We start from the raw sequence: 26,792 nt of genomic DNA on the forward strand, positions 1-26,792 counted from the left end.
CTTGTGGCCCGGGCGCGACATGATGTCTGCAGCGCCGAGACGGGGCGTAGGCCGCATGATGGAGGGCGGCCGACGAAGACAGGAGTGAGGTACCGGTGGACCCGCTCGATCGCATCGACGAACTCATCGCCATGGTGGAGCAGGCCCGCTCCGTCCCGATGTCGCGCAACAACTGCATGGTCGACCGGGGCGAGATGATCGCCACGCTCGACGAGCTGCGCGCGGAGCTTCCCGCGGACCTGCGCCGGGCCGCCGCGCTGCTGGAGGAGCGGGACAAGATCATGGAGGCCGGCAAGCGCGAGGCCGACCGGATCATCAGCGAGGGTGAGGCGGAACACGCCCGGCTGGTCTCGGTCAACGAGATCACCGTCTCGGCCGAGCACGAGGGCGCCCGGATCATCGCCGAGGCGCGGGCCGAGGCGCAGCGCCTCCGCGAGGAGGTGGACGACTACGTCGACACCGCGCTGGCGAACTTCGAGCAGTTCCTCACCCGGGCGCTGGCCTCGATAGAGCGCGGCCGGGACAAGATGCACGCGCTGCGCGAGATCGGCACCTTCGCCGGGGACGAGCCGGACCGCCCGCTACCCTTCTGAGCGGCGCGCAGGCCGGTCGCCGACAGCCGGCTGCCGTCGAGCCGGAGGTGAGCCCCGGTTCGACGGTCCGCCCACCTGGCAGGTAACCTTCTTTGTCGGCCTCTCAACGGCCGGAGTCTGACTATGCCCAAACACTCGCCAAGCACACTCGACCCCAGGTCGCCGCTGGTTCTCGACACGAGGGAACTGCCGCGCCGACCTGGCGCGTTGCGTACGCACAAGCGGGTCGTGCCGGCACCGGCGGACCTCGGCGTGGAGTTGATCAGTGTGCCGGAGGGCGCGGACCTCGACCTCGACCTGAGGTTGGAGTCGGTGTCCGAGGGCGTGCTCGTCTCCGGGACCGTCACCGGTCCCGTCAAGGGCGAGTGCGGCCGCTGCCTGCGCGAGATCGACGACTCGTTGGCCGTGACGATCCAGGAGCTGTACGCGTACGAGAACAGCGCCACGGACGACACGACCGACACCGACGAGGTGGGCCGGATGCAGGGCGATCTGATCGACCTGGAGCCGGCGTTGCGGGACGCGGTGGTGCTGGCGCTGCCGACCAACCCGCTCTGCCGGGAGGACTGCCCAGGGCTGTGCCCCGAGTGTGGGGTGCACTGGGACGATCTGCCGGCCGACCACAGCCATCAGCAGGTCGACCCGCGTTGGGCGAGCCTGACGCAACTGACCCGTACAGAGGAGTAAGAACCGTGGCCGTCCCCAAGCGCAAGATGTCGCGCAGCAACACCCGCGCCCGCCGGGCGAACTGGAAGGCCTCGGCGGTGGCGACCGTGGCCTGCCCGCAGTGCAAGTCGGCCAAGCTGCCGCACACCGCCTGCTCCGTCTGCGGCACCTACAACGGCCGTCAGGTCCTCGAGGTCTGACCCGGCCGCCGAGTGACGTCCCCGACCACCGGTCGGGTGACGCGCGCACCAAGGCTCTCGCCCGGTGCCCCGGCTCCCGCCACCGCCGACCGGCTCACGGCCGGCGGACCGTCGGAGCCGGGCACCGCGCGGATCGCCGTCGACCTCCTCGGCGGGGACGATGCTCCCGCCGTCGTGGTTGACGGCGCTCTGCGAGCGGTACGCACGGATCCCGCCCTGCACCTGATGCTCGTCGGCCCGATCGAGGTGGCCGACGAGCTGATCGGTGCGCTCGACCCGGCTCAGCGCGCACGGGTCACGGTCCGCCCGGTGCGGACCGCCGTCGGCATGGCCGACCATCCCACCGCCGCCCGCGGCGAGAGCACGGTACGCACCGCCGTGCAGGCGGTCCGCGACGGGCTCGCCGACGCGGTCGTCTCCGCCGGCTCGACCGGTGCCACAGTCACCGCCGCCGCGCTCGGCCTCGGCCGCTGGACCGGGATCCGCCGCCCGGCGCTCGCCGCCACGCTGCCCGCCGTCGAGGGGCCGGTGGTGCTGCTCGACGTCGGCGGCACGCTCGAACCCGGCCCGGCCACGCTGGCCCGGCACGCCCTCCTCGGCGCCGCCTACGCGTCGGTGGCCCACGCCGTCACCGCACCCCGCGTCGGGCTGCTCTCCGTCGGCCTGGAGACCGGCAAGGGCGACCGGCTGCGCCGCGTAGCCGCGCCCGCGCTCGCCGCCGCGCCGCTGCCTTGCGACGGCCGCTACGTCGGCCTGGTCGAGGGGTACGACATCTCGCTCGGCACCCGCGCCGACGTCGTGGTGACCGACGGCTTCACCGGAAACGTCCTGCTGAAGGCCATCGAGGGCGCGTACGCCATGGCCGGCGGCCCACCGTCACGCGGCGGCGCCCCACGTGCCGCCGCGCTGCTCGGGGTGGGCGGCACCGTGGTGGTGTGCCACGGCGCGGCCGGCTCCGAGGACGTCGCCTCCGGTATCGCGCTCGCGGCCCACCTGTGGCGCCGCGACGCCGCCGGAACGGTCCGCGCCCTGCTCGCCGACATCCCGCACGATCTCGCACCTGACCGACACGACACCGAGGTAGCACCATGACCAACGACAAGCGGCGGCGTGCTCCCGTCGGCCACCTGGAGGCGGCCTTCGGGGTGTCGCTCGACCCGGAACTGCTGGAGCGCGCGCTGACCCACCGCTCGTACGCGTACGAGAACGGCGGCCTGCCCACGAACGAGCGGCTGGAGTTCCTGGGCGACTCGGTCCTCGGCGTGGTGATCACCACAGCGCTGTTCCACAACCACCCCGACCTGCCCGAGGGGCAGCTGGCGAAGTTGCGCGCCAGCGTGGTCAACATGCGGGCGCTCGCCGACGTGGCGCGTGGTCTCGGCCCGGACGGGCTGGGCGCGTACCTGCTGCTCGGCAAGGGTGAAGAGGCCACCGGCGGACGGGACAAGGCGAGCATCCTGGCCGACACGCTGGAGGCGCTGCTGGGCGCGATCTATCTCCAGTACGGCCTGGACACCGCCGCCATCGTCATCCACCGGCTGTTCGACCCGCTGATGGCCGAGTCGGCGGGCCGGGGCGCGGCGCTGGACTGGAAGACCAGCCTCCAGGAGCTGACCGCCGCGCTCGGGCTCGGCGTGCCCGAGTACCGGATCGAGGGCACCGGGCCGGATCACCTCAAGACGTTCACCGCGTGGGTGGTGGTGGCCGGCAACCGCTACGGCGGCGCGGAGGGACGCAGCAAGAAGGAGGCCGAGCAGCGCGCGGCCGAGTCGGCCTGGCGGACGCTCACCGAGCAGGCCGAGGCGGCGGCGGCGCAGTCCCAGGCGGAGACGAGCCCGCAGGTCCAGGACGACGCCACGGACGTCGAGGCGGGCGCGGGCCGTGCCTGAGCTGCCCGAGGTCGAGACCGTCCGGGTGGGACTCGCCCAGTGGGTGATCGGCCGGCGGATCGCCGCCGTCGAGGTACGCCACCCCCGCGCCGTACGCCGGCACGCGCCCGGTGGCGCGCACTTCGCCGACGTGCTCGCCGGCCGGACGGTCACCGGCGTGCAGCGCCGGGGCAAGTACCTCTGGCTGCCGCTGGACAGCGGCGATGCGGTGATCGGGCACCTCGGCATGTCCGGCCAGCTGCTGTTGCAGCCGGTCGGCGCGGCCGACGAACTGCACCTGCGCGTCCGGTTCCGGTTCGCCGACGACGGGCCGGAGCTGCGCTTCGTCGACCAGCGCACGTTCGGCGGGCTGTCCGTGTCGGCCGGTGGGGCGGAGTTGCCCGCCGAGATCGCCCACATCGCCCGCGATCCGATGGACCCGGAGTTCTCCGACGAGGCGTTCGTAACGGCGCTGCGGCGCAAGCATACGGAGATCAAACGGGCGCTGCTCGACCAGACGCTGATCTCCGGGGTGGGCAACATCTACGCCGACGAGGCACTGTGGCGGGCGAAGCTGCACGGCACCCGCCCGGCCGACGCGCTCACCCGTCCGGCCGCGCTGCGGCTGCTCGGGCACGTCCGGGACGTGCTCGCCGAGGCGATCAAGCAGGGCGGCACCAGCTTCGACGAGCTGTACGTCAACGTCAACGGCGAGAGCGGCTACTTCGACCGGTCACTCAACGCGTACGGCCGGGAGGGGGAGCCCTGCCCGCGCTGCGGTGCGCCGATCCGGCGCGAGGCGTTCATGAACCGGTCCTCCTACAGCTGCCCGCGATGCCAGCCGCGGCCCCGGGGCACCCTCCGGGGATGACCCCGAGCCGGTTCGGGGTTGCGCCGGTGTGCTTCGCCCGACGGTCCCCGGAGACGCGCCGGAGCGTACCCGGAGATGCCCTTTTCCGCCCGGTCCGCGCGGCCGGTTCCGGCCGCGCGGACCTCGTCCGCCGGATCGGGGACGAGCGGGGGCCGTTCCCCGATGTCGGGGCCCCGCCTGCTGCCTAGCGTCATCTGGGGTCGGCACAGGGCCGGCATCAGGAGGGTGGAACCCGGGACATGGGCAGGCGACCGGTGACCGTGCGGCTGGCACGGTGGAGTGCGGAGCATCCGTGGCGCGCGATCGCGTTGTGGGTGGTCTTCGTGGCGGTGTGTTTCGTGGGCGGCAGCGCCGCCGGGCTGAACGAGGCGACCGACGAGGATCAGGCGATCGGCGAGTTCGGACAGGCACAGCTGATCGTCGACAGTGGCGGGTTCGACCGGCCGGCGACCGAGAACGTGCTGATCACCGCCCGCTCGGGCTCGCTCGACCAGGCCGCGGCGAAGGCCGCCGCGCAGGACGCGGCGGACCGGCTGCGGCAGGTCGACGGCGTGGCCTCGATCGGTACGCCGATGCCGTCGCGCGACGGCAGCGCGCTGCTGGTGCCGATCACCATGTCGGGCGACCCGGGCACCGCCGGTGACCGGGTGCAGCCGCTGCGGGACACCACCGCGAAGGTGCAGGACGCGCACCCGCAGCTACGGGTGGAGCAGGTCGGCGGCCCGTCGATCGACAAGGCGCTCGACGACACGCTCGGCAAGGACTTCAAGCGCGCCGAGCTGCTCAGCCTGCCGGTGACGCTGGCCATCCTGATCATCGCGTTCGGCGCGCTGATCGCCGCCGGGGTGCCGGTGCTGCTGGCGCTCTCCTCGGTGGCCGCCGCGATGGGCCTCTCCACACTCGCCTCGCACCTGGTGCCGGCCACCGACACCACCGCCAGCGTCATCCTGCTGATCGGCATGGCGGTCGGCGTTGACTACTCGCTGTTCTACGTGCGGCGGGAACGGGAGGAACGGGCGAAGGGCCGATCCGGACTGGACGCGGTGGAGATCGCGGCGGAGACCTCCGGGCACGCCGTGGTGGTCTCCGGCACCGCTGTGATCATCTCGATGGGCGGTCTGCTGCTCGCCCAGGACGCGATCTTCTCCTCGCTGGCGGTCGGCTCGATCCTGGTGGTCGCGGTCGCCGTGATCGGCTCGCTCACAGTGCTGCCGGCGCTGCTGGCGAAGCTGGGCCGCTGGGTGGACCGGCCGCGGGTGCCGCTGCTGTGGCGCCTCACCGCTCCGCGCGACGGGCAGCCGGCCCGGCCCCGGTTCTGGCCGGCGGTGCTCAAGCCGGCGCTGCGCGCGCCGGTGGCCACGCTGCTGATCTCGGTCGCGCTGCTGCTCGCGCTCGCCGCGCCCGCGCTCGGCATGAAGCTGAAGTTCCCCGGCCCGGAGGACGTGCCGCGCACCACGGCGGCCATGCAGGCGTACGACCGGCTCACCGCGGCCTTCCCGAGCAACGGCACCAGCCACACGGTCGCCGTGCGGGCACCCGCCGAGCAGGCCGACCGGGTGCGGGCCGCGCTCACCGACCTGGCCGGCCGTACCGCCGCCGACCCGCTCTTCGCGCCGGCCGAGGGGGACGGCCCGGAGATCCAGGTGTCGGCGGACCGGCGGGTGTCGGTGCTGGAGGTGGCCACGCCGCACGCCAGCCGCTCCGACGAGGCGTCCCGGTCGCTGCACGAGCTGCGCGAGGACCTGGTCCCGGCCACGCTCGGCGGCATCCCGGGCGTGGAGTACGCGGTCGGCGGCGGCGTGGCCGCCAGCGAGGACTACGCCGCCCACATCTGGGCGAAGCTGCCGATCGTCGCGGCGTTCGTGCTGGCGCTGACGTTCCTGGTGATGGCGTGGACGTTCCGGTCGATGGTGGTGGCGCTGACCTCGATCGTGCTGAACCTGCTCTCCGCCGGCGCCGCGTACGGGCTGCTGGTGCTGGTCTTCCAGAGCACCTGGGCGGAGGGGCTGCTCGGCTTCACCTCGATGGACGCGATCGTCACCTGGCTGCCGCTGTTCCTGTTCGTGGTGCTGTTCGGACTGTCGATGGACTACCACGTCTTCGTGGTCAGCCGGATCCGCGAGGCGGTCGACCGGGGGATGCCGACCCGGGAGGCGGTGGCGCACGGGATCACCTCGTCGGCCGGGGTGGTGACCAGTGCGGCGGTGGTGATGGTGGCGGTGTTCTCCATCTTCGCCACGCTCAGCATGATCGACTTCAAGCAGCTCGGCATCGGTCTGGCGGCGGCGATCCTGCTGGACGCCACGATCATCCGCGCGGTCGTGCTGCCCTCGGTGATGACGCTGCTGGGTGACGCGAACTGGTGGGCGCCGAGGTTCATGCGCCGCCGTACGCCCGCCCCGGCGGTCGAGCCGCCGCCCGCCCCGGCGCCGGAGCTGGTCGGCGCCCGCTGAGCCCGAGCGGACCCGCCCCGGCGCCCAACCGGAAGTGCCGAACAGCTTGACATCAGTTCCGGCTCGTGCCGGCCGCTGAGAAGGCATTCGTGTTCGTGCGGTATACCTGAGAGTCATAAGTATGACTCTCAGGTATACCGCCTTCCGTGCATCTGTTCGCCGCTGAGGGTGACGGAGAGTGTTGGCAGCTTTCGTACCGGATGATCGTCATCGGCGCCCCGCTCCCCGGCGAGCGGGGCGGCGGGGTTGTCACGGCAGCGTGCACGGCTCCCGCCAGGCGTCCAGCTGGCGGTCCTTGCGGATCGAGGCGAAGCCGTAGCCGACCGAGGTGACGCAGAAGTCCGCCGGCTCGCCGGTGTACTCGACGTGGAAGACCGGCTTGCCGGCGTCGACGAACGGCAGCAGCTTCGCGCACTCGCGGCGGCGTACGCACTCCTGGTTGACCGCGAAGTCGAAGTCGGGGGCCAGCGCGGCCACCTGCGGCACGTCGTCGACCAGGCCGGGGGAGAGGTCCAGCTTGCGGGCCAGCCCGGCCAGCCGGCGGTTGAACAGCAACTGGTCGTCGAAGTCCAGCGGGAAGCCGGAGCGGTGCCGGTAGCCGTCCGCGTCGGCGAGCGCCACCGCGCCGAAGCCCTTGCCCCGGCACAGCCGGAACCGGTCGGCCAGCACCGGCGCGAGCGCGTCCCAGCCCCGTACGTCCAGGAAACGGCTCCCCGGCCGCCCCGGCACCGCCGCGCCGCGTACGGCGGCGGGGAAGCGGGTGGCGTCCGGGTCGTCGGCGGCGTACGTGCCGACCCGGACGTGGCAGACCAGCCGGCGGCTCTGCTCGCGCAGCTCGGCGGTCTCGGCCGAGGTGGTCGCCACCGGGTCGAGGAGGAAGACGTCGGCGTCGGCTGTGACGTCCACCGGGGTGGTGAGCTGCCACTGCCACCGCCAGCGGTCGGCCTGCGCGGCCGGCCAGGGCGTGGGCGCGCCGGGCGGCGTGATCGGCCGGCGGCAGGCCGGCACCGGGGCGAGCAGCAGCGCGGTCAGCGCGAGCGCCACGCCCCGGCGCGGGCCACGTCGGCGGACGTGGGCCGGCCGGGAGCGCGGCACGGCCCACACCGGCCGGATCCGCATCGACAGCTCCCCGGACGCGGGCGGCCCGACGCCGCCCCCGACCGGTCAACGAACGCCGGGCCGGTCACGACGCGCGGTCAGCTCGGGGTGGCGAAGACCTGCGTCCAGTACGGCCCGTTGCTGCGCGCCACGCCCACCCCGATCTGGGTGTACGAGCAGTTGAGGATGTTCTTCCGGTGGCCTTCGGAGTTCATCCAGCCCTCCATGACCGCCGCCGGGGTCTGGTAGTTCCAGGCCACGTTCTCGCCCACCATGCGGTAGCTGTAGCCGGCGGCCTTGACCCGGTCCCAGGGCTGGCTGCCGTCGCTGCCCGTGTGGTCCATCTTCTTGTGGTTGGCCTGGTCCTGGCTGTGCCGCTGGGCGGCCAGGTTCAGCTTGGCGTTGACCGTGAGCGCCTTGCAGCCGGCCTTCGCCCGCTCCTGGTTCACGATCGTGACGACCTTCTGGAGTTCGGCGCTGAGCCCGGTCGTGGCGGTGGCCTTGGTGCTCGTGGCGCCGCCGCCCGACGTGCCGCTGCTCGGGGCGCTGCTGCGCTCCTGCTGCCGCGACGGGGCGGTGCTGCGGCTCGGCTTCGGGGTGGACTTCTTCGTCGGGCTCGGCGCGACGGTGGTCGGTACGGCGGACGGGCTCGCCGACTCGGGCGCGAGCGTGTCGGCGGGCGCCTCATCGGTCCCGTCGGGCGCCTGCGGCGCGGCGGCCACCGGCGCGTCTGCGGAGGTGCGCTTCGTGCCCTGGTCGTCGCCGGGCAGCAGGACGGCGCCCACGCCGAGGCTCACCACGAGCGTCGCCGCGGCGGCGGCCCCGCCGATCACGAGTGGCCGGGACAGGCGCCGCTTCGGGCGCTGCCGGTCGTCGGCCGGGGTGTCGGTCGCCGGCCGCCAGGTCGCGGTGGGCTGTTCCCAGCCAGCGGCCGGCTGCTCGTGCCCCGGCCAGGCGGTGGGCTGGTCCTGGCCCTGCCACGCCGCGGGCTGCTCGTGGCCCCGCCACGCGGGCTCCTGGCCGTGCCACGCGTCGGTCGGCTGCTCCTCGCCGTTCCACCTGTCCCGGGCCGGCGGGTACGAGCCGGCGGGTCCGTAGGCCGGGGGTGCGCTCTCGGGGCGGAAGCCCCCGGCGGCCGGCTCGACGCCGTGACCGGCGGGCCGCTGCTGCGCTTCGTCCCCGAACAGGTACGACGACCGCGGCTCGGGCCGGTCGCTGAGCCACGCCGGACCCTCGTCGGTCGGCGGCTCGGGACGCCGGCGGGCGCCCTCCGGTTCGATCGGGTCGTTCCAGCGGTACACGCCTGTCCCCTCCACGGGTCGGTTGCGGGCCGGGGTGACGCTACGGGCGCACTCCGAGCTGCGGCAACGTGGCTAAGAAAGAGTTAAGGCGAAGCCGGCGGCAAGGATGAGTCGTTCACACATTTCCGGCGTACAGTAAAGGCGTCCGGACAGAGCGTGTCCGCGCCTTGTGGCAGCCCCCCGGCGAGTGGACCGGCCGACGTGGAGATGATCTACGGCCTTGGTCAACTTGACGAAGGAGGGGGTTTCGGCTCAATATGTAGGTGTCGCCAGTCGCGCCCAGCCATGCCCCGATGCAGTGGGAATGGCAGCCGCGAACATCATGGGCGCGCGTTGGCCGGCCTTTCCGGCAGCGCACATCAAGGAGTCAGCATGGCGAAGGCCCTCTACGGCCACGTAAGTGCAGCGCCCGACCGGCGTCTGCTCGACGAGGTCACCCGACTGCGTGCCAGGGTTCAGGCACTGGAGTTCGAGATCACGCGTCTGCGCGCCGACAACGATCGGCTTGCGGCGGCAGCGGCGGAGGCCGATGACCTCCTCTGTCTGGCCGAGCCCGCACTGACCTGATCTCCAGTTGTCGGAAAACTGAATCGCACCACACCGAAAAGCGCGCCGACACTCAAGTGCCGGCGCGCAGCCATGTGCGGACCCCTTATCGTCGCCGGCGTCGCAATTCTCGATCTTGCGGAACCGCCCGGAATTGCGCCCGGTAATTGTGATCATGCATTTCCGTTCCGCCCGCGACCGCCGGGCGGAAAGCGGACAGCCGGTCCGGCGGGTGGGTCGCGTGGCGGCGGCGCCCCGGTCCCGGGTTAGTCTGCGGGTTCACCAGGTCCGCGCAGCCGGCGACGGTACGGCGGCCACCGGACGAGGATCGAGAAGGTGCATCTCAAGAGCCTGACGGTGAAGGGCTTCAAATCCTTCGCCTCCGCCACGACGTTGAAGCTGGAGCCCGGGATCACCTGCGTGGTGGGCCCGAACGGCTCCGGCAAGTCCAACGTCGTCGACGCCATCGCCTGGGTGCTCGGCGAGCAGGGCGCCAAGGCGCTGCGCGGCGGCAAGATGGAGGACGTCATCTTCGCCGGCACCGCCGGACGGGCGCCGCTGGGCCGGGCCGAGGTCACCCTCACCATCGACAACACCGACGGCGCGCTGCCGATCGAGTACACCGAGGTCTCCATCACCCGCCGGATGTTCCGCTCCGGCGAGAGCGAGTACGAGATCAACGGCGACTCCTGCCGCCTGCTCGACATCCAGGAGCTGCTGTCCGACTCGGGCATCGGCCGCGAGATGCACATCATCGTCGGGCAGGGCCGGCTCGACGGCATGCTGCACGCCAAGCCGGAGGACCGGCGGGCGTTCATCGAGGAGGCGGCGGGCGTCCTCAAGCACCGCAAGCGCAAGGAGAAGGCGCTGCGGAAGCTCGACGCGATGCAGACCAACCTCAACCGCCTGACCGACCTCACCGCCGAGCTGCGCCGCCAGCTCAAGCCGCTGGGCCGGCAGGCCGAGGTGGCCCGCCGCGCCGCCGGCATCCAGGCCAACCTGCGCGACGCCCGGCTGCGGCTGCTCGCCGACGACCTGCACACGCTGCGGACCACACTGGACAAGGAGATCGCCGACGAGACCGCGCTGCGCGAACGGCGCGAGCTGATCGAGGCCGAGCACGGCGAGGTGCAGGGCCGCCTCGGCGAGCTGGAGGCGGCGCTGGCCGAGGACGCGCCGCTGCTCGCCGCGGCGCAGGACACCTGGTACCGCCTCTCCGCGCTCCAGGAGCGGTTCCGCTCGATCGAGCAACTGGCCCGGGAGCGGCTGCGTCACCTCAGCGCCGCCGGCGACGACGAGCGCCCCGGGCGCGACCCCGAGCAGCTGGAGGCGGAGTCGCGGCGGGTCCGCGAGCAGGAGGAGGAACTGCGCGCGGCGCTCACCGAGGACCAGATCCGGCTGGCCGAGGCGGTCGAGCACCGCCAGGAGCTGGAACGGCAGCTCGCCGCCGCCGAACGGGAACTGGTCGCTGCGGCCAAGGCGATCGCCGACCGGCGGGAGGGGCTGGCCCGCCTGACCGGCCAGGTCAACTCCGCCCGGGCGCGGACCACGAGCGCCGGCGAGGAGATCGAACGGCTCGCCGCCGCGCACACCGACGCGATGGGCCGCGCCGAGAAGGCGCAGGCGGACCTGGACGCGGTCGCCGAGCAGTCGACCGAAGCGGACCGGGACAACGCCGACCTGGACGCCCGGCACGACGAGGCGGTGGCCGTCCACGAGCGGGCCCAGGCGGCGGTGCGCAGCCTGGCCGACGGGGAGCGCGCCGCCGAGAAGGACGCCGCCACCTGGAAGGCCCGCGAGGAGGCGCTCGCCATGGGGCTGCGCCGCAAGGACGGCGCAGGGGAGCTGCTGGCCCGCGCCGACCAGGTGCCGGGGCTGCTCGGCAGCCTCGCCGGGCTGCTCACCGTCGCCCCCGGTGACGAGGCGGCGCTCGCCGCCGCGCTGGGCGGCCTGGCCGACGCGGTGGCGGTCAGCGGTGTGGACGAAGCGGTCGAGGCGATGCGGCTGCTCAAGATCTCCGACGCCGGCCGGGCCGGGCTGCTGGTCGGCAGCCCCGCCGGGCCGGGCATGGACGGGCCCGCCGACGCGTTGCGCCCGAAGCTGCCCGAGGGCGCCCGCTGGGCCCCCGACCTGGTGGAGTGCTCGCCCGCGATCCGCCCGGCCGTGCACCGGGCGTTGCGCGACGTGGCGCTCGTCAACGACCTGGCCGCCGCGTCCGCGCTCGTCGCCGCGAATCCGGAGCTGCGCGCTGTCACGCCCGACGGCGACGTGGTCGGGGCGTACGCGGCGGCGGGCGGGTCGGCCAAGGCGCCCAGCTTCATCGAGGTGCAGGCCGCCGTCGAGGAGGCGCGGGCCAACCGGGCCACCGCCGAACGCACCGCCGCGGAGCTGCGCGAACAGCTCGCCGAGGCGCGCGCCGAGGTGGCCGCCGCCAAGGAGGCGGTGCAGCACGCCGCCGCCGCCAAGCGGGAGGCGGAGAGCCACCGCAACGCCGCCGCGCGCCGCCTCGCCGAACTGGGCGCCGCCGCCCGCTCGGCCAAGGCGGAGACCGACCGGCTCGGCGAGTCCCGGGCACGCGCCGAGGCGGCCCGGGAGCGGGACCTCGCGGCGCTCGCCGAGCTGGAGGAACGGCTGCGGCTGGCCGAGGCCACCCCGCTCGACGCCGAACCCTCCACCGAGGAGCGCGACCAGCTCGCCGCCATGGTGCCGCAGGCACGGCAGAACGAGATGGAGGTCCGGCTCGCGGTGCGTACCGCCGAGGAGCGGGTGGCCTCGATCGCCGGGCGGGCCGACTCGCTGGCCCGGCAGGCCACCGCCGAACGGGCGGCGCGGGAGCGCGCCGCGGCCCGGCGCGCGGCCCGCACCCGCGGCGCCCAGATCGCCCGCGCCGTGGTCGGCGGCGCCCGGGAGGCGCTCACCCGGCTCACCGTCTCCATCGCCCGGGCCGAGGAGCACCGCGACGCCGTCGCCCGCGAGCGCGCCGCCCGCGAGGCCGAGCTGTCCGAGGTACGCGGCGCGGCCAAGCGCCTCGCCGCCGAGCTGGAACGGCTCACCAGCCAGGTGCACCGCGACGAGGTGGCCCGCGCCGAGCAGCGGATGCGCATCGAGCAGCTGGAGGCCAAGGCCGCCGAGGACTTCGGGCTGGACGTGCCCACGCTCGTCGCCGAGTACGGCCCGGACCGGCTGGTCCCGCCCACCGACGCGGACGTGGCGCTCGCCGAGAAGGAGGGCCGGCCGGTGCCCGAGCCGGTCCGCTACGAGCGGCCGGTGCAGGAGAAGCGGGCCGCCAAGGCGGAGCGGGAGCTGGCCCTGCTGGGCAAGGTGAACCCGCTCGCGCTGGAGGAGTTCGCGGCGCTGGAGGAGCGCTTCAAGTTCCTCTCCGAGCAGCTGGAGGACCTCAAGGCGACCCGGCGTGACCTGCTCACCGTGGTCAAGGACGTGGACGACCGGATCCTGGAGGTCTTCGCCAGCGCGTTCGAAGACACCGCACGGGAGTTCGAGCAGGTCTTCACCGTGCTGTTCCCCGGCGGCGAGGGCCGGCTCGTGCTCACCGACCCGGAGGACCTGCTCACCACCGGTGTCGAGGTCGAGGCCCGCCCGCCGGGCAAGAAGATCAAGCGGCTCTCGCTGCTCTCCGGCGGGGAGCGGTCGCTGACCGCGGTGGCGATGCTCGTGGCGATCTTCCGCGCCCGGCCCAGCCCGTTCTACATCATGGACGAGGTGGAGGCGGCGCTCGACGACGTGAACCTGGGCCGCCTGATCACACTGCTGGCGCAGTTGCGGGAGAAGAGCCAGCTCATCGTGATCACGCACCAGAAGCGGACCATGGAGATCGCCGATGCGCTCTACGGAGTGACAATGCGCGCCGGTGTGACCCAGGTGATCAGCCAGCGGCTTAACCGGGCCGACGACGAGGAACAGGTGACAGACGAGTGAGTCGGGAACGCGCCACGGCGCTCCTGGTGGACTTCGACGGCGTGCTGCGCCGCTGGGATCCGGCGGTGGCCGCCGGTGTCGAGCGGGAGTACGGGCTGCCCGAGGGCGTCCTCGGTGAGATCGCGATGTCCTGGGGGCTGCTCCAGCCGGTGCTCACCGGCCAGGTCAGCCACGCGAAGTGGATGGCGAGCGTGGCCGACGCGCTGACCCCGACGATCGGCGACCCGGAGCGGGCCCGGGCGGCGGTGGACCAGTGGCAGAGCTACCGCGGCGAGGTCGACCCGGACGTGCTGGCGTTCGTCCGCGAGGTGCGGGCCGCCGGCGTACGGGTGGGGCTGGGCACCAACGCGACCGACCTGCTCGACGCCGACCTGGCCGCGCTGGGCCTGACCGGGGAGCTGGACGTGATCGTCAACTCCTCGGTCGTCGGGGTGCACAAGCCGGCGAAGGAGTACTTCCAGGCCGCCTGCGAGGCGCTGGAGACGCCGCCGGGGCGGGTGCTGTTCGTCGACGACGAGGACCGCGCGGTGGCCGGCGCCCGGGTGGCTGGTCTGTCCGCGCACCGCTGGAGCGGCCCGGCCGACCTGCGGTACCTGCGCGCGGCGCTGGCGTACTGAGCCGGACGGGCCCCGTGTCCCGCCCGGCTCGTGCGCCGCTCACCGCAGGCCCGGCACCTCGGTGACCGTGAACGGCGGGGCGGGCGTGGTCGCGAAGAGCTGGCTGTCCACCCAGAGCAGTCGGCCGGCGTCGCGCGCCACCGAGGTGGGCGACCGCTGGATGCCGACCGGGCGGGACCGGTCGACCACCTGGGCGGTACGTAGTTCCTGGTCGAGCCGGGCCAGGTTCACCAGGAACCGGGTGCCGCCGGCGCCGTCCGGTTCGTTGACCACGCCGTAGAGCCGGTCCCCCTCCAGCAGCAGGCCGTCCGCGCCCATCCGGCCACCGCTCACCTCGACCTCGGTCACGGACCGGTCGGCGAGGTCGACCCGGAACAGGCGCTCGCCGCCCTGCTCCGCGACGAGGGCGACCCGGCCCGACGGGTCGACCACGATGCCGTTGAGGAAGACCGGGACGGCCGGGAAGTCGTCCGGACCCACCCAGGGGACCAGGGCGCCGACGCGCCCGCCGGTGAGCCCGGCCCGCCACACGGTGCCGGTGGCGGAGTCCGTGACGTAGACGGCGTCTTCGGTGACCGCCAGGTCGTTGAGGGCCGCGCCGGGTGCGGCGGCGCGGCGGGCCAGCAGGGCGCCGTCCGGCGCGTACACGAAGAGCGTGCCGGTGGTCCAGCCGGCGACGAGGACGCGGCCCCGGCGGTCCACCCGGACCCCGGCGGCGCTGGTCCGGCCGTCGGCGCCGGGGGCGAGGAACGGACGCAGCCCGGCCCGGCGGGTGTCGCCCCGGTAGACCGCGCCGGTGGCCGAACTCGTGACGTACATCGTGCCGCTGGCGGTTACCGCGAGCCCTTCGGGCAGCACGCCGGGCGCGCGGGAGACGACGTAGGTGTCGGGACGGACGTCGGTGGGGGCGGGCCGGGGTACGCCGACGGTCACCGCCGTCAGGACCGCGGCGGCCGCCGCGGGGAGTGTCTTCACGCCACGCAGCGTCCGGCGGCGCCGGCCCGCCCGGAAGCCCCTTTCGGCACGGGCCGAAAGGTGGCTACCGTTCGCCGGTGACCACCCTGCGACTCAACGCCGCCGACCTGAGCCGCACCGTCCTGCGGTCCGAACCGGCGGTGCTGGTCGAGCTGGCGATGGCCGCCCAGCGGCTGGTCCTGGCCGACGTGCCGGAGCACCTCGCCGGGTGGCGGACCCGGACCCGGGCGGCGTTGCGCCCCGAGATGCGTTCCTACCTGGACCTGTGCCGGACGCCGTACCTGGTGCCGGACCTGGTGACCCCGCCGGTGTTCGACGGCGGCCTCGACGCCCTGCTGGACCGGGTCGCCGGCACCCCGGACGAGGTGCTCGCCGCCGAGCTGGGCCCGCTGGTGGCGTCCGGCGCGCTGCCCGCCCGGGTGGCGCCGCTGGCCGCCGGGGAGCCCGCCGCCCGGGCCCGGCTGCGGGCCGCGATGCGCGCCTTCCACGGCGTGGCGCTCGCGCCCTACTGGTCGGAGATCGAGGGCGCGGTACGGGCCGACCGGGCGGTACGCGGCCACACGCTGGCGGCCGGCGGCCTCGACCGGGTGTTGCGCGATCTCAGCCCGTACCTGGCCTGGGCCGAGACGGGGGAGCACTACGCGCTGTCCTACCGGTGCGCGGTCGCCGACGACGTCGAGGTGGCCGCGGGCGGCCGGGGCCTGACCCTGCTGCCCTGTCATCTCGCCCCGCAGCCCTACCTGCTGGCGGACCCGGGCGGCCCGCTGGTGCTGGTCTACCCGATCCGGCCGGGGCGGCGTGAGCTGGGGGCCGGGGCGCCACTGGCCGATCTGCTCGGGCGGACCCGGGCGGCCGTGCTGGCGGCGACCGCCGACGCTCCCGGCACCTCCCAGCTGGCCCGCCGGGTCGGCGTCTCCGCGGCCACCGCCAGCGAGCACGCGGCGACCCTGCGGGCCGCCGGGTTGATCACCACGCGGCGGGACGGCGCGGGGGTGCGGCACTGCCTCACCCCGCTGGGCGAGCAGGTGCTGTGGGCGGGCGGCCCGGCAGGGGTCAGGCCCCGGTGACGCCGTCGATACGCTCGCGGATCAGGTCGGCGTGGCCGTTGTGCCGGGCGTACTCCTCGATCATGTGCATGTAGACCCAGCGGACGCTCATCGTCCGAGTCTCGGCGGTGCCGTCCCGGCGGGGGCGCCGGAAGGTCTGATCCAGGGAGAGGGCGGCGGCCTGCCGGGCGGCGGCGACCTCGGCGAGGTAGGTGGCGAAGGTCTGCTCCGGGTCGGCGTCGGCGACCGCGTTCAGGTCGGCGTCCGGGTCTTCCTGGTCGTCGTAGAGGCCGGGTGCACCAGGGTGTCGCGGTGGTGGTCGAGCCAGCCTTCGAGCATGGTGCGCTCGTCGGCGACGTAGGGCTCGTGGCGGCGGTCGATCTCGGGTGCGGTCCAGGTCATGGGCGCCGATGTTAATAAGGGCCCCCTGTACAACGCGAGGCGTTAACAGGGGGCCCTTCCTTACACCCTGAGGGGACCACGACGACCGGCCAGCGGCCGGTGCGCACGAGCCGGGTGGCGACCGAGCCGACCAGCTTGTGCCCGGCCTGCTCCGAGGAGCCGACCACCACCATGTCGGCCCGGTGCTCGTCGGCGGCCCGGCACAGCTCGGTGTAGGCGTCGCCGCGCCGGCACAGGAACGTCACCGGCAGGTCCAGTTCCTCGGCCCCGCGCCGGCACTCGGCACGCAGCTCGTCGGCCAGCTCGTCGTGGGTCTGCTGGACCGCGCCGGCCACCACGCCGGAGAGCATCGCGCTGTACGAGGCCGGCGAGCTGACGAACACCGCCACCAGCGTGGCGCCCTGCCGCCGGGCCAATCCGGCGGCGTACGCGGCGGCGCGCATCGAGGTGCGGCTGCCGTCCACGCCGACGAGCACCACCCGTGGCCCGTCCGTACCCCGTTCGTAGGGGAGCGGACGGGTCCGCGGGCCGTACCGCTCGCGCTCCGCGGCGTCCATCGTCAGTCCTTCGTTCCGGCGGGGACCGCCTCGGCCGTCTCCCGCCCGGCGGGGACCGGCTCGGCGTTGGAGCGGCGCAGCGGCACCTCGCGGATGAGGACCACCGCGACGAGGGCGAGCAGCCCGAACGGGGCGGCGGCCAGGAAGATGTCACCTGCGGCGTGCCCGTACGCGGCCTCGACCACTGTGCGGATCGGGCCGGGGAGCGTGTGCACGTCCGGCAGACCGCCGCCGCCCGGCCCGGAGGCCGGGATGCCGAGGCGGCTCAGGCCGTCGGCCATGTAGCCGGTGACCCGGTGGCCGAGCACCGCGCCGAGCGCGCTCACGCCGATCGCGCCGCCGAGGCTGCGGAAGAACGCCACCACCGAGCTGGCCGCGCCGAGCTCGTCCGGGCGGACCGTGTTCTGCACGGCCAGGACCAGGTTCTGCATGGACATGCCGACGCCGAGGCCGATCAGCGCCATGAAGACGGCGAGGTGCCAGTACGGGGTGTCGGCGCGCATGGTGCCCATCAGCGCGAAGCCGGCGGTGAGCAGCACCGAGCCGATGACCAGCCAGCTCTTCCAGCGGCCGGTGCTGGTGATGATCCGGCCGACCACTGTCGAGGAGACCAGCAGGCCGCCGATCATGGGCAGCGTCATCAGGCCGGACATGGTCGGGCTGGCGCCGCGGCTGATCTGGAAGTACTGCCCGAGGAACACCGAGGCGCCGAACATGCCGACGCCGACCGCGATGCTGGCGATCACGGCGAGCGTGATGGTGCGGTTGCGGAACAGGTGCGGCGGGATCATCGGGTCGGCGGCACGCTTCTCGACCCGGGCCGCGAGCGCGCCGAGCAGCGCCGCGCCGGCCACCATCACACCGCTCTGCCAGGAGATCCAGTCGTACCGGTCACCGGCCAGGGTGATCCAGACCAGCAGCAGCGAGACGGCGGCGGTGATGAGCGTGGCGCCCCACCAGTCGATCTTCACCTCGCGCTTGACCACTGGTAGCCGCAGCGTCCGCTGGAGCACGATCAGGGCGAGCACGGCGAACGGCACGCCGACGTAGAAGCACCAGCGCCAGCCGAGCCAGGAGGTGTCCACGATGACGCCGCCGATGAGCGGGCCGCCGATGGTGCCGACGGCCATGACCGCGCCGAGGTAGCCGCTGTACCGGCCGCGCTCGCGCGGCGCGATCATCGTCGCCATGATCACCTGGGCGAGGGCGGTGAGGCCGCCCGCGCCGACGCCCTGCACCACCCGGCAGGCGATCAGCTCGCCGGTGGTCTGGGCCTGCCCGGCGAGCACCGAGCCCAGCACGAAGACCACCAGGGAGAGCTGGACCAGCAGCTTCTTGCTGAACAGGTCGGAGAGCTTGCCCCAGATGGGCGTGGTCGCGGTGGTCGCCAGCAGCGTCGAGGTGACCACCCAGGTGTACGCGGACTGACCGCCGCGCAGGTCGGTGATGATCCGCGGCAGCGCGTTGGAGACGACCGTGGAGGAGAGGATCGCGACGAACATGCCCAGCAGCAGGCCGGAGAGCGCCTCCAGGATCTGCCGGTGGGACATGTCGACGGCGGTCGCCCGTGCGGGCGCAGTCGCCTGAGTCATCGTGGAGTGCCTCCGGAGCGGGGGAGAAAGGTTGCCTCGGGCAACCGTAGAAGCCGTTGCCTTGAGCAACAACTCGGGCCGGGCGCGGATTGTTCCCCCTGCCCGCGGGCTCAGAACGACTCGTTGAAGCGGTGCATCAGCCGGGCGAGGTCCGCCACGTCCTCTTTCGGCCAGCTTTCGAGCGAACGCCTTATCTGTCCGAGTCGCGCCGCCCGGGCCGCGTCGAACCGCCGGGTGCCCTCCTCGGTGAGGCTGAGCTGGGCCGCCCGCCGATCGGTCGGGTCCGGGTCGCGGCGGACCAGACCCAGCGCCTCCAGCCCGCCGATCTGGCGGCTCAGCGTGCCCTTGCCGATCCCCAGCTTCGCGGCCAGGTCGGTGAGCCGGATCGAGCCGGAGCGGCGCAGCCAGAGCAGCAGGCCGTACGCGTTGGGCTCCAGGTTCGGGTGGACCTCGCGGGCGATCTCCCAGGACAGCGCCCGGCCGCGGCGCAGCAACGCGGTCAACTCGTGCTCCACGGCGCGCAGCGTCTCGTCCACGCTCAGAGGGTACTCAGTCCTCGTCGCTGAGTTGCTGTCGCGCCACCGGCCGCAGCTCGCCCTCTCTCGTCGTCCCCTCGATCACCACGGCGGCCCTGCGGCCCTGGTGCGTGAGCGTGGCCACCGCGTTCCCGAAGTAGGGCCCGGCCAGCTTCCGCCAGCGCACCGGCGGGCGGCGTACGCCGGCCGAGCGCGCCAGCGCCCGGGTCGCCCCGGCCGGGCCGGGATTCCAGCCCAGCGTCATCAGCGGGCGCATCGCGGCCGGCACCTGGTTGTGGATCGGCGAACAGGTGAGCTGGTGCACGGGCGTACGGACGTTACGGTCGGCGAACCGGGCCCGGGCCACGTACGAGTGGTGCACGTCACCGGAGAGCACGCTGATCGACGCCGGTCGCGCGTACGCCGGCCCGGCGCCCACCCGTGCCCCGGTGCGCGGCGCGGTGCCGCTGCCCAGCCGCGCGAACAGCTCGCCCAGCGCCTCGAACGAGCGCCGGAACGCCCCCCAGTGCTCCAGGTCCAGCGCCCGGCGGATCTGCTCGGAGAGCCGGGCCACCCAGGGGCGGCCGGAGTCGGCCAGGCGCTCGTTCCACGCCTCGACGTGGTGGATGCCCGGCGGCAGCAGCCACGGCAGCGAGCTGCCCACCACCAGGTGGTCGTAGGTGCCGTGCGCCTGGTCGAGGAACCACGACCACTCGCCCGGCGGCAGCATCGCCCGGTTGCCCGGCTGGAGCACCCGGCTGGACCGGTTGTCCAGCATGACCAGGCGGGTACGGCCCAGGTCCAGCGCGTAGCTCCACTGGTACTGCACGGCCCGCCAGCGCTCGGTGTCGTGCGCCAGGTCGGCCTCCTTGTCGACCCGCTCGCCGAACTCGTGCAGCACGCTCGTGGCGTCCTCGGCGGCCATCACCTTCGCGTACACCGGATCGGCGGCGATCTCGTCCGGGCTCAGGTTGCCCAGGTGCTGATAGACCCAGTAGGAGGCGAGGCCGCTGCGGATCCGCTCGGCCCACCACGGCTGCTCGCGCATGTCCGCGCGCCACGACTGCGAGGTGTTCCAGTCGTCGATCACCTCGTGGTCGTCGAAGATCATCACGCTCGGCACGGTGGAGAACAGCCAGCGGATCTCCGGGTCGCGCCACGACTCCAGGTAGAGCTTGGTGTACTCGTCGAAGCTGACCACCTGCGTCGCCGGGGCGTCCTTCGGCCGCCGCCGGCGCCGCTTGAGCAGCCGCCGCACCGTCGGCGAGGTCTCGTCCGCGTACACCTGGTCGCCGAGCAGCACCAGCAGGTCGGGCAGCGCGGCGTCGTCGGGCGCGGCCATCACCCGCCGGGCGTACGCGTCGAGCGCGTCCGGCGGCAGCTTCCGCGCGGTGGAGTGCTGGGTGGTCTCCCGGCAGGAGCCGAACAGCAGCCGCACCGGCTGGTCCGCGTCGTCGAGCGCGCGGGTCCGGATCACGCTGGGCGGGAACGACGAGTCGGGCAGCGGCCACGCCACCTCGTCGTCGATCAGCACCTCGTAGGTCGTGACGCTGTCCGGGGTGAGCCCGGTCACCACCACGATCGCGTAGTGGTGGTCGTACGCGGAGAAGGTGGGTGCACTGCCGGTGGCGCCGTCCGCGGTGCGGACGGTGACCACGGCGGGCGAACTGGTCTCCACCCAGACGGTCGCCCGCGTGTCGACGACCCGGCGCAGCAACGGGCCGATGAGCAGGCGGGAACCGGGCACGACACACCTCCGACAAGATCGTTTCGGCTGTTCCCTACCCGGCCGGCGGTTGCGGTACGCCTTCCGGTGCGAGCGTACCCGCAGGTTGTTCGCGTGCCGAGGCGGTGAGTGGGACGCGGTCGTCGGCATCTGACAGGATTTCGGGCATGACGGAATACCTCCTCGTCGCTCTCGCCCTGCTCGGCGTGCTGATCATCGGCGGCCTGAGCCTCGTGGTGCCCCGGCTGCGCCGGCGCCCGCAGCCGCCGCTGCCGCGCACGGAGGTCGACACCCGGACGGAGGAGGACCTGGCCGGCCCGCCGGTCGAGGCCCCCGAGGCGGAACTCACCACCGGTGTGGTGGTGGAGGTGCCGCCGGCCCCTCCGGTCGAGGTGCCGCAGGTCGAGGTGCCGGAGCCCACCGCCGGCCGGCTGGTCCGGCTGCGCTCCCGGCTGTCCCGCTCGCAGAACGTCTTCGGCAAGGGCCTGCTCGGCCTGCTCAGCCGCGACCGGCTGGACGAGGACACCTGGGAGGAGATCGAGGACAGCCTGATCACCGCCGACGTCGGCATCGACGCCACCCGGGAGATCGTCGACCGGCTGCGCGAGCGGACCCGCGTGCTCGGCACCCGTACCGGGGAGGAGCTGCGGGCGCTGCTCGCCGCCGAGCTGGTGAACGCGCTCGACCCGGGCCTGGACCGCTCGCTGCGCACCGCGCCGAAGGAGGGCGTCCCGGCGGTGGTGCTCGTGGTGGGCGTCAACGGCGCCGGCAAGACCACCACCTGCGGCAAGATCGCCCGGGTGCTCGTCGCGGACGGCCGCAGCGTGCTGCTCGGCGCGGCCGACACTTTCCGGGCCGCCGCCGCCGACCAGCTGGAGACCTGGGGCGGCCGGGTGGGCGCCGAGACGGTCCGCGGGCCCGAGGCCGCCGACCCGGCCAGCGTCGCGTTCGACGCGGTCAAGCGCGGCATCGACACCGGCGTCGACACCGTGCTCATCGACACCGCCGGCCGGCTTCAGAACAAGATCGGCCTGATGGACGAGCTGGGCAAGGTCAAGCGGGTCGTGGAGAAGCACGGCCCGATCGACGAGACGCTGCTGATCCTCGACGCCACCACCGGCCAGAACGGGCTGGAGCAGGCACGGGTCTTCACCGAGGCGGTCAACGTCACCGGCGTGGTGCTGACCAAGCTCGACGGCACCGCCAAGGGCGGCATCGTGATCGCCGTGCAGCGCAAGCTCGGCATCCCGGTCAAGCTCGTCGGCCTCGGCGAGGGCAAGGACGACCTGGCCCCGTTCGACCCGGCACAGTTCGTCGACGCGTTGCTCGGCACCGAGCCGCTCGCCCGGGACGCGTAGCCTCTCCCGTGACGACTGACGATCGCGCCTACGCGGGGTGGCGCGACCCCAGCCACCCGTCGCCACGCCTCGGGAGACCGTACGTGACTTCGCAGGAGATCCCGCTGCACGGCGGGAACGTGAGCACCGTGGTCCGTGTGGGAGACACGGTCCGGCGCAACGCCGGCCCGTGGACGCCCTCCGTGCACGCGCTGCTGCGCCACCTGGAGTACGTCGGATTCACCGGCGCGCCCCGGGCGCTCGGCATGGACGAGCGCAACCGGGAGGTCCTGTCGTACCTGGAGGGGGAGTGCGGGGAGTACCCGCTGGCCCCGCACTGGGTCACCGACGAGGCCCTGGTCACGGTGGCCACCATGCTGCGGATGTTCCACGACGCGCAGTACGGCTTCACCCCGCCGCCCGGCGCGGTCTGGCGCTCGTTCGGGCCGCCCCCGCCGGACACCGAGGTCATCTGCCACCACGACGCCGCGCCGCACAACGTGATCTGGCGGCCGGACGGCACGCTCGGGTTGATCGACTTCGACCTCGCCTCGCCCGGCGCCCGCATCTACGACGTGGCGTACGCCGCCTGGACCTGGGTGCCGATCTTCTCCGACCGGGACTCGATCACGCTCGGCTGGAAGCACCCGGACCGGCCGCGCCGGCTGCGGCTGTTCGCCGACGCGTACGGGCTGATCCCGCGCGACCGGCACCGGCTCATCCGGACCATCCGCAAGCGCATCGTCGACCACGTCGAGGGCATCCGGCGGATGGCCGCCGCCGGTGAGCCGGCGTTCGTCCGGATCGTCCACAAGGGCCACCTGCGTCGGCCTATGCGTGACCTGCGGCTGCTCGACTACGAGCGGCACCAGCTGGAGTACGCGCTGCGCTGAGCAAGATCGGCGTTCTTCACACGCCGGAAACAACCCGTCACGCGTCGGAAATCGCGCGGTGTCGCTGAAGGAAACAGCCGGCGACAAAGCTTCCGCGCAACCGGCTGACGGGCGATGCTGCCAGGTCTCAGTCGGAGGGAGGAATACGACAACGAGAGGAGGCAGCGTGGAGATCGACACCGGGAACACTGCCTGGTTGCTTGTCTCGACTGCCCTCGTGCTGCTCATGACCCCCGGTCTCGCGCTGTTCTACGGCGGCCTGAACCGGTCCAAGGGCGTTCTGAACATGATGATGATGAGCTTCTCGTCCATCGGGCTCGTCAGCATCCTGTGGCTTTTCTACGGCTTCACCGTCGCCTTCGGCGAGGGCGGCAGGTTCTGGGGTGACCTGGGCCAGTACCTGGGCACCAAGACCTTCGTCGGCGAGAACGACCTGTGGGGCGAGACCGGCATCCCGATCTACGTCTTCATCGCCTTCCAGATGATGTTCGCGATCATCACCGTGGCGCTGATCAGCGGCGCGCTGTCCGACCGGGTGAAGTTCGCCGGCTGGCTGCTGTTCGCGTTCGGCTGGGCGACCCTGGTCTACTTCCCGGTCGCCCACATGGTCTGGGGCGGCGGGTTGATCGGCGGCGACATCGGCGCGCTGGACTTCGCCGGTGGTACCGCTGTGCACATCAACGCCGGTGCGGCGGCGCTCGCGCTGGTGCTCGTGCTCGGCAAGCGGGTCGGCTGGCCGCGCGAGAGCATGAAGCCGCACAACGTCCCGATGGTCGCCCTCGGCGCCGCGCTGCTGTGGTTCGGCTGGTTCGGCTTCAACGCCGGTTCCGAGCTGACCGCCGACGGGGTCACCGCGCTGGCGTTCATCAACACCCAGGTCGCCACCGCCGCCGCGCTGCTCGGCTGGATCGTGGTGGAGTGGCTGCGCGACGGCAAGCCGACCCTGGTCGGCGCCTCGTCCGGCGCCATCGCCGGCCTGGTCGCGATCACCCCGGCCTGTGCGTTCATCACCCCGGCCGCAGCGGTGCTGCTGGGCGTGGTGGCCGGTGCGGTCTGCGCCCTCGCGGTCGGCCTGAAGTACCGGCTCGGCTACGACGACTCGCTCGACGTGGTGGGCGTGCACTTCGTCGGCGGCTGGATCGGCTGCCTCTGGATCGGCCTGTTCGGCACCGCCTCGGTCAGCTCGCTGGTGGAGACCGACGGCCTGTTCGTCGGCGGCGACGCGTCGCTGCTCGGCAAGCAGGCGATCAGCGCGCTGATCGTCAGCGTCTACTCCTTCGTGGTCGCCTTCGCTCTGGGCTTCGTGATCGACAAGACGATCGGCCTGCGGGTCTCCGCCGAGGCCGAGGTCGACGGCATCGACATCGCTGAGCACGCGGAGAGCGGCTACGACCTGTCGCCCACCACGGGCAGCAGCGGTGGCGCGTTCGCGATGGCCGGGATCGGCGCCGGCAAGCCGGCCGCGGAACCCGCTGTCGAGACCGACGAGTCCGCGCCGGTCAGCGAGAAGGTCGCCGGTTAACGTTCCTGGGATGGAGGGGTTGGACATGAAGCTGGTGACCGCGGTCATCAAGCCGTACCAGCTGGACGCGGTGAAGGAGGCTCTGCACGCGCTCGGCGTGGCCGGGCTGACCGTCAGCGAGGTCCAGGGCTACGGCCGGCAGAAGGGGCACACCGAGGTCTACCGGGGTGCCGAGTACACGGTCGAGTTCCTGCCCAAGATCCGGGTCGAGGTGCTCACCGACGAGATGGACGTCGACAAGATCGTGGACGCGATCGTCGGCGCCGCCCGGACCGGCAAGATCGGCGACGGCAAGGTCTGGGTGACCGGCGTCGAGGAGGTCGTCCGGGTGCGTACCGGCGAGCGCGGGCTCGACGCCCTCTGATCGCCGGACCCGCCGACGTGACCTCGTTGACCACGGCCGCCGCCCCCACCGGGGACGGCGCGCCGGTGGTCAACGAGGTCGCCGGCGTACCTGCAGGGATCGGCGCGGCGGCCCGGTCCGCGCGGGCCGACGCGCTCGACGCCTGGCTGTGCCGGGCCTTCCCGGACCGGGACGGGGTGGCGCTCGTCGCTGTGGGCGGGCTGGGCCGCCGCCAGTGCGCCCCCTACGGCGACCTCGACCTGGTGCTGCTGCACGCCGGGGTGCCCGGCATCGACGAGCTGGCCGCCTCGCTCTGGTATCCGATCTGGGACGCCGGACTGCGGCTGGACCACTCGGTGCGCACCGTCGCCGAGGCGCTGTCGGTGGCCCAGGACGACGTCAAGGTCGCCCTCGGCCTGCTCGACGCCCGGCACGTGGCGGGCGACCCGGCGCTCACCGACCAGCTCTCCCGTACCGCCACCGACCACTGGCGGCGGACCGCGATCCGCCAGCTCCCCGGCCTGCGCGAGATCACCTCCGCCCGCTGGGAGGCGCACGGCGAACTGGCGTTCCTGCTCGAAGGCGACCTCAAGGAGGCGTCCGGCGGGCTGCGCGACGTGGGCATCCTGCGCGCCATCGCCACCGCCGGGGTCACCGACGCGCTCCGCCCCGCCGTGCACGCGGCACACCGGCGGCTGCTGGACACCCGCGACGCGCTGCACCAGCAGGTGGGCCGCCGGGTCGACCGCCTGGTCGCCCAGGAACGCGACGGCGTGGCGCGCCTGCTCGGCGCCGAGGACGGCGACGCGCTGCTGCGGCTGGTGGCCGGCGACGCCCGCACGGTGAGCCACGCCCTCGACGACGCCTGGCGGGCCGCCGACCGGCTCCGCTCCGGCCGGCACCGCGCCGCGCCGGGCCGGCCGCTGCGCCGCCCGGTCGCCCGGGACGTGGTGGAGCAGGACGGCGAACTGGTGCTCGCCCGTACCGCCATCGGGGCCCGCCCCGACCCGAGCCTGTCGCTGCGCGTGGCCGCCGCTGCCGCCACCACCCGGCTGCCGATCGCGCGGGCCACCTGCGAGTGGCTGGCCGCGTACTGTCCGCCGCTGCCGGCGCCCTGGCCACCGGCGGCCCGCGCCGCGCTGATCACCCTGCTCGGCGCCGGTCCCGGCCTGGTGCCCGCCTGGGAGACCTGCGACAGGTACGGGCTGATCGACCGCTGGCTGCCCGAGTGGACCCGGATGCGCAGCCTGCCCCAGCACAACCCGGTGCACCGGTTCACGCTCGACCGGCACCTGGTGCAGACCGCGTACGAGGCGAGCCGGCACACCCGCGACGTGGAACGACCTGATTTGCTGCTGCTCGGCGCGTTCCTGCACGACATCGGAAAAGGGCTGGACGGGGACCACTCGGTGGTCGGCGCGCCGCCGGCCGAGGCGGTCGCCACCCGGATCGGGCTGCCGCCGGCCGAGGCGGCGCTGATCGGCACGCTGGTCCGGCTGCACCTGCTGCTGCCCGACGTGGCCACCCGGCGCGACCTGTCCGATCCGAAGACCGTCGCCGGCGTCGCCGAGCGCGTCGGCGACACCGGCACGCTGGAACTGCTGCACGCCCTGGTCCGCGCCGACGCCGACGCCACCGGCCCGGCCGCCTGGTCCGGCTGGAAGGGCCGGCTGATCGCCGAACTGGTGAGCCGGGTGCGCACCACGCTGGACACCGGTGTGGTGCCCGCCCGGCT

The 26,792-nt window shown here is 73.5% G+C and carries 23 protein-coding genes and 1 pseudogene; 16 read left to right on the forward strand and 8 right to left on the reverse strand.

Going from position 1 to position 26,792, the window contains the following annotated elements; genetic code table 11:
* The first annotated feature begins 95 nt into the window (after positions 1–95).
* The 7 genes from ABD52_RS22315 (at position 96) to ABD52_RS22345 (ending at position 6,651) form a co-directional block, all read left to right on the forward strand.
* Positions 96–593: a hypothetical protein gene (locus tag ABD52_RS22315; RefSeq protein ID WP_013284557.1), complete on the forward strand. Its 498-nt coding sequence runs from the start codon at positions 96–98 to the stop codon at positions 591–593.
* Between the two features lie 123 nt (positions 594–716).
* Positions 717–1,280, forward strand: a complete 564-nt coding sequence (locus tag ABD52_RS22320; protein ID WP_013284558.1) for a DUF177 domain-containing protein — start codon at positions 717–719, stop codon at positions 1,278–1,280.
* A 5-nt stretch (positions 1,281–1,285) separates the two neighbouring features.
* Entirely contained in the window at positions 1,286–1,459 is a 174-nt protein-coding gene (gene rpmF / locus ABD52_RS22325; RefSeq protein ID WP_013284559.1) for a 50S ribosomal protein L32, read from the forward strand.
* 132 nt (positions 1,460–1,591) lie between these two features.
* Positions 1,592–2,551 (forward strand): fatty acid synthesis plsX protein, encoded by a 960-nt coding sequence (locus tag ABD52_RS22330; RefSeq protein WP_030269999.1) that lies wholly within the window; start codon positions 1,592–1,594, stop codon positions 2,549–2,551.
* Entirely contained in the window at positions 2,548–3,348 is an 801-nt protein-coding gene (gene rnc, locus ABD52_RS22335; RefSeq protein WP_047893106.1) for a ribonuclease III, read from the forward strand. Before ABD52_RS22330 ends, rnc begins: the two co-directional genes overlap by 4 nt.
* On the forward strand, positions 3,341–4,198 hold the full coding sequence (gene mutM, locus ABD52_RS22340; RefSeq protein WP_047893107.1) for a bifunctional DNA-formamidopyrimidine glycosylase/DNA-(apurinic or apyrimidinic site) lyase: 858 nt from the start codon (positions 3,341–3,343) through the stop codon (positions 4,196–4,198). Before rnc ends, mutM begins: the two co-directional genes overlap by 8 nt.
* Positions 4,199–4,437: 239 nt before the next feature.
* The gene (locus ABD52_RS22345; RefSeq protein WP_047893108.1) at positions 4,438–6,651 is read left to right on the forward strand and encodes an MMPL family transporter; all 2,214 of its coding nucleotides are present in this window, start codon (positions 4,438–4,440) and stop codon (positions 6,649–6,651) included.
* Between the two features lie 249 nt (positions 6,652–6,900).
* Here ABD52_RS22345 and ABD52_RS22350 read toward each other — a convergent pair whose 3' ends face one another.
* Positions 6,901–7,770, reverse strand: coding sequence for an endo alpha-1,4 polygalactosaminidase (locus ABD52_RS22350; protein WP_047893109.1), 870 nt, complete (start codon positions 7,768–7,770; stop codon positions 6,901–6,903).
* Between the two features lie 77 nt (positions 7,771–7,847).
* Entirely contained in the window at positions 7,848–9,050 is a 1,203-nt protein-coding gene (locus tag ABD52_RS22355; protein WP_047893110.1) for a CAP domain-containing protein, read from the reverse strand.
* A gap of 372 nt (positions 9,051–9,422) precedes the next feature.
* On the opposite strand from ABD52_RS22355, the gene ABD52_RS22360 reads away from it, so the two are divergent.
* From ABD52_RS22360 to ABD52_RS22370, 3 genes are all read left to right on the forward strand, one after another.
* Positions 9,423–9,617 (forward strand): hypothetical protein, encoded by a 195-nt coding sequence (locus ABD52_RS22360; protein ID WP_047893111.1) that lies wholly within the window; start codon positions 9,423–9,425, stop codon positions 9,615–9,617.
* 315 nt (positions 9,618–9,932) lie between these two features.
* Entirely contained in the window at positions 9,933–13,532 is a 3,600-nt protein-coding gene (smc, locus tag ABD52_RS22365) for a chromosome segregation protein SMC (protein WP_047893112.1), read from the forward strand.
* Positions 13,529–14,149 (forward strand): HAD-IA family hydrolase, encoded by a 621-nt coding sequence (locus ABD52_RS22370; protein WP_013284568.1) that lies wholly within the window; start codon positions 13,529–13,531, stop codon positions 14,147–14,149. Before smc ends, ABD52_RS22370 begins: the two co-directional genes overlap by 4 nt.
* Before the next feature lie 39 nt (positions 14,150–14,188).
* Here the strand turns inward: ABD52_RS22370 and ABD52_RS22375 are convergent, their stop codons facing one another.
* Complete coding sequence (locus ABD52_RS22375) at positions 14,189–15,124, reverse strand: SMP-30/gluconolactonase/LRE family protein (RefSeq protein WP_047893113.1); 936 nt, start codon at positions 15,122–15,124, stop codon at positions 14,189–14,191.
* A 77-nt stretch (positions 15,125–15,201) separates the two neighbouring features.
* Between ABD52_RS22375 and ABD52_RS22380 the strand changes: the two genes are divergently transcribed.
* On the forward strand, positions 15,202–16,191 hold the full coding sequence (locus ABD52_RS22380; RefSeq protein ID WP_047893114.1) for a helix-turn-helix domain-containing protein: 990 nt from the start codon (positions 15,202–15,204) through the stop codon (positions 16,189–16,191).
* Here the strand turns inward: ABD52_RS22380 and ABD52_RS37895 are convergent.
* The 5 genes and pseudogenes from ABD52_RS37895 to ABD52_RS22405 all read right to left on the reverse strand — a co-directional run bounded on the left by ABD52_RS37895 (position 16,178) and on the right by ABD52_RS22405 (position 20,983).
* Positions 16,178–16,572 (reverse strand): annotated as a pseudogene (locus ABD52_RS37895) (DUF664 domain-containing protein). The gene ABD52_RS22380 and the pseudogene ABD52_RS37895 sit on opposite strands and share 14 nt — an antisense overlap.
* 11 nt (positions 16,573–16,583) lie before the next feature.
* Positions 16,584–17,129 carry a universal stress protein gene (locus ABD52_RS22390; protein ID WP_047893116.1) on the reverse strand — a complete coding sequence of 182 codons (546 nt, stop codon included), beginning with the start codon at positions 17,127–17,129 and terminating at the stop codon, positions 16,584–16,586.
* 2 nt (positions 17,130–17,131) lie between these two features.
* Positions 17,132–18,721 carry an MDR family MFS transporter gene (locus ABD52_RS22395; protein WP_013284572.1) on the reverse strand — a complete coding sequence of 530 codons (1,590 nt, stop codon included), beginning with the start codon at positions 18,719–18,721 and terminating at the stop codon, positions 17,132–17,134.
* A gap of 110 nt (positions 18,722–18,831) precedes the next feature.
* On the reverse strand, positions 18,832–19,257 hold the full coding sequence (locus ABD52_RS22400; RefSeq protein ID WP_013284573.1) for a MarR family winged helix-turn-helix transcriptional regulator: 426 nt from the start codon (positions 19,255–19,257) through the stop codon (positions 18,832–18,834).
* Positions 19,258–19,270: 13 nt separating this feature from the next.
* Positions 19,271–20,983: an alkaline phosphatase D family protein gene (locus ABD52_RS22405; protein WP_047893117.1), complete on the reverse strand. Its 1,713-nt coding sequence runs from the start codon at positions 20,981–20,983 to the stop codon at positions 19,271–19,273.
* 146 nt (positions 20,984–21,129) lie between these two features.
* Here ABD52_RS22405 and ftsY point away from each other — a divergent pair, with 146 nt between their 5' ends.
* From ftsY to ABD52_RS22430, 5 genes are all read left to right on the forward strand, one after another.
* Positions 21,130–22,320 (forward strand): signal recognition particle-docking protein FtsY, encoded by a 1,191-nt coding sequence (gene ftsY / locus ABD52_RS22410; RefSeq protein WP_047893118.1) that lies wholly within the window; start codon positions 21,130–21,132, stop codon positions 22,318–22,320.
* 8 nt (positions 22,321–22,328) lie between these two features.
* Positions 22,329–23,192, forward strand: a complete 864-nt coding sequence (locus tag ABD52_RS22415) for an aminoglycoside phosphotransferase family protein (RefSeq protein ID WP_174361701.1) — start codon at positions 22,329–22,331, stop codon at positions 23,190–23,192.
* 166 nt (positions 23,193–23,358) lie between these two features.
* Positions 23,359–24,714 carry an ammonium transporter gene (locus ABD52_RS22420; protein WP_013284577.1) on the forward strand — a complete coding sequence of 452 codons (1,356 nt, stop codon included), beginning with the start codon at positions 23,359–23,361 and terminating at the stop codon, positions 24,712–24,714.
* Positions 24,715–24,739: 25 nt separating this feature from the next.
* Entirely contained in the window at positions 24,740–25,078 is a 339-nt protein-coding gene (locus ABD52_RS22425) for a P-II family nitrogen regulator (protein ID WP_013284578.1), read from the forward strand.
* A gap of 17 nt (positions 25,079–25,095) precedes the next feature.
* The coding region (locus ABD52_RS22430; RefSeq protein WP_047893119.1) for a [protein-PII] uridylyltransferase at positions 25,096–26,792 on the forward strand (1,697 nt) is incomplete at its 3' end.

The organism is Micromonospora sp. RV43 (assembly GCF_001029515.1).
GTDB classification, from domain to species: Bacteria; Actinomycetota; Actinomycetes; order Mycobacteriales; family Micromonosporaceae; genus Micromonospora; species Micromonospora aurantiaca.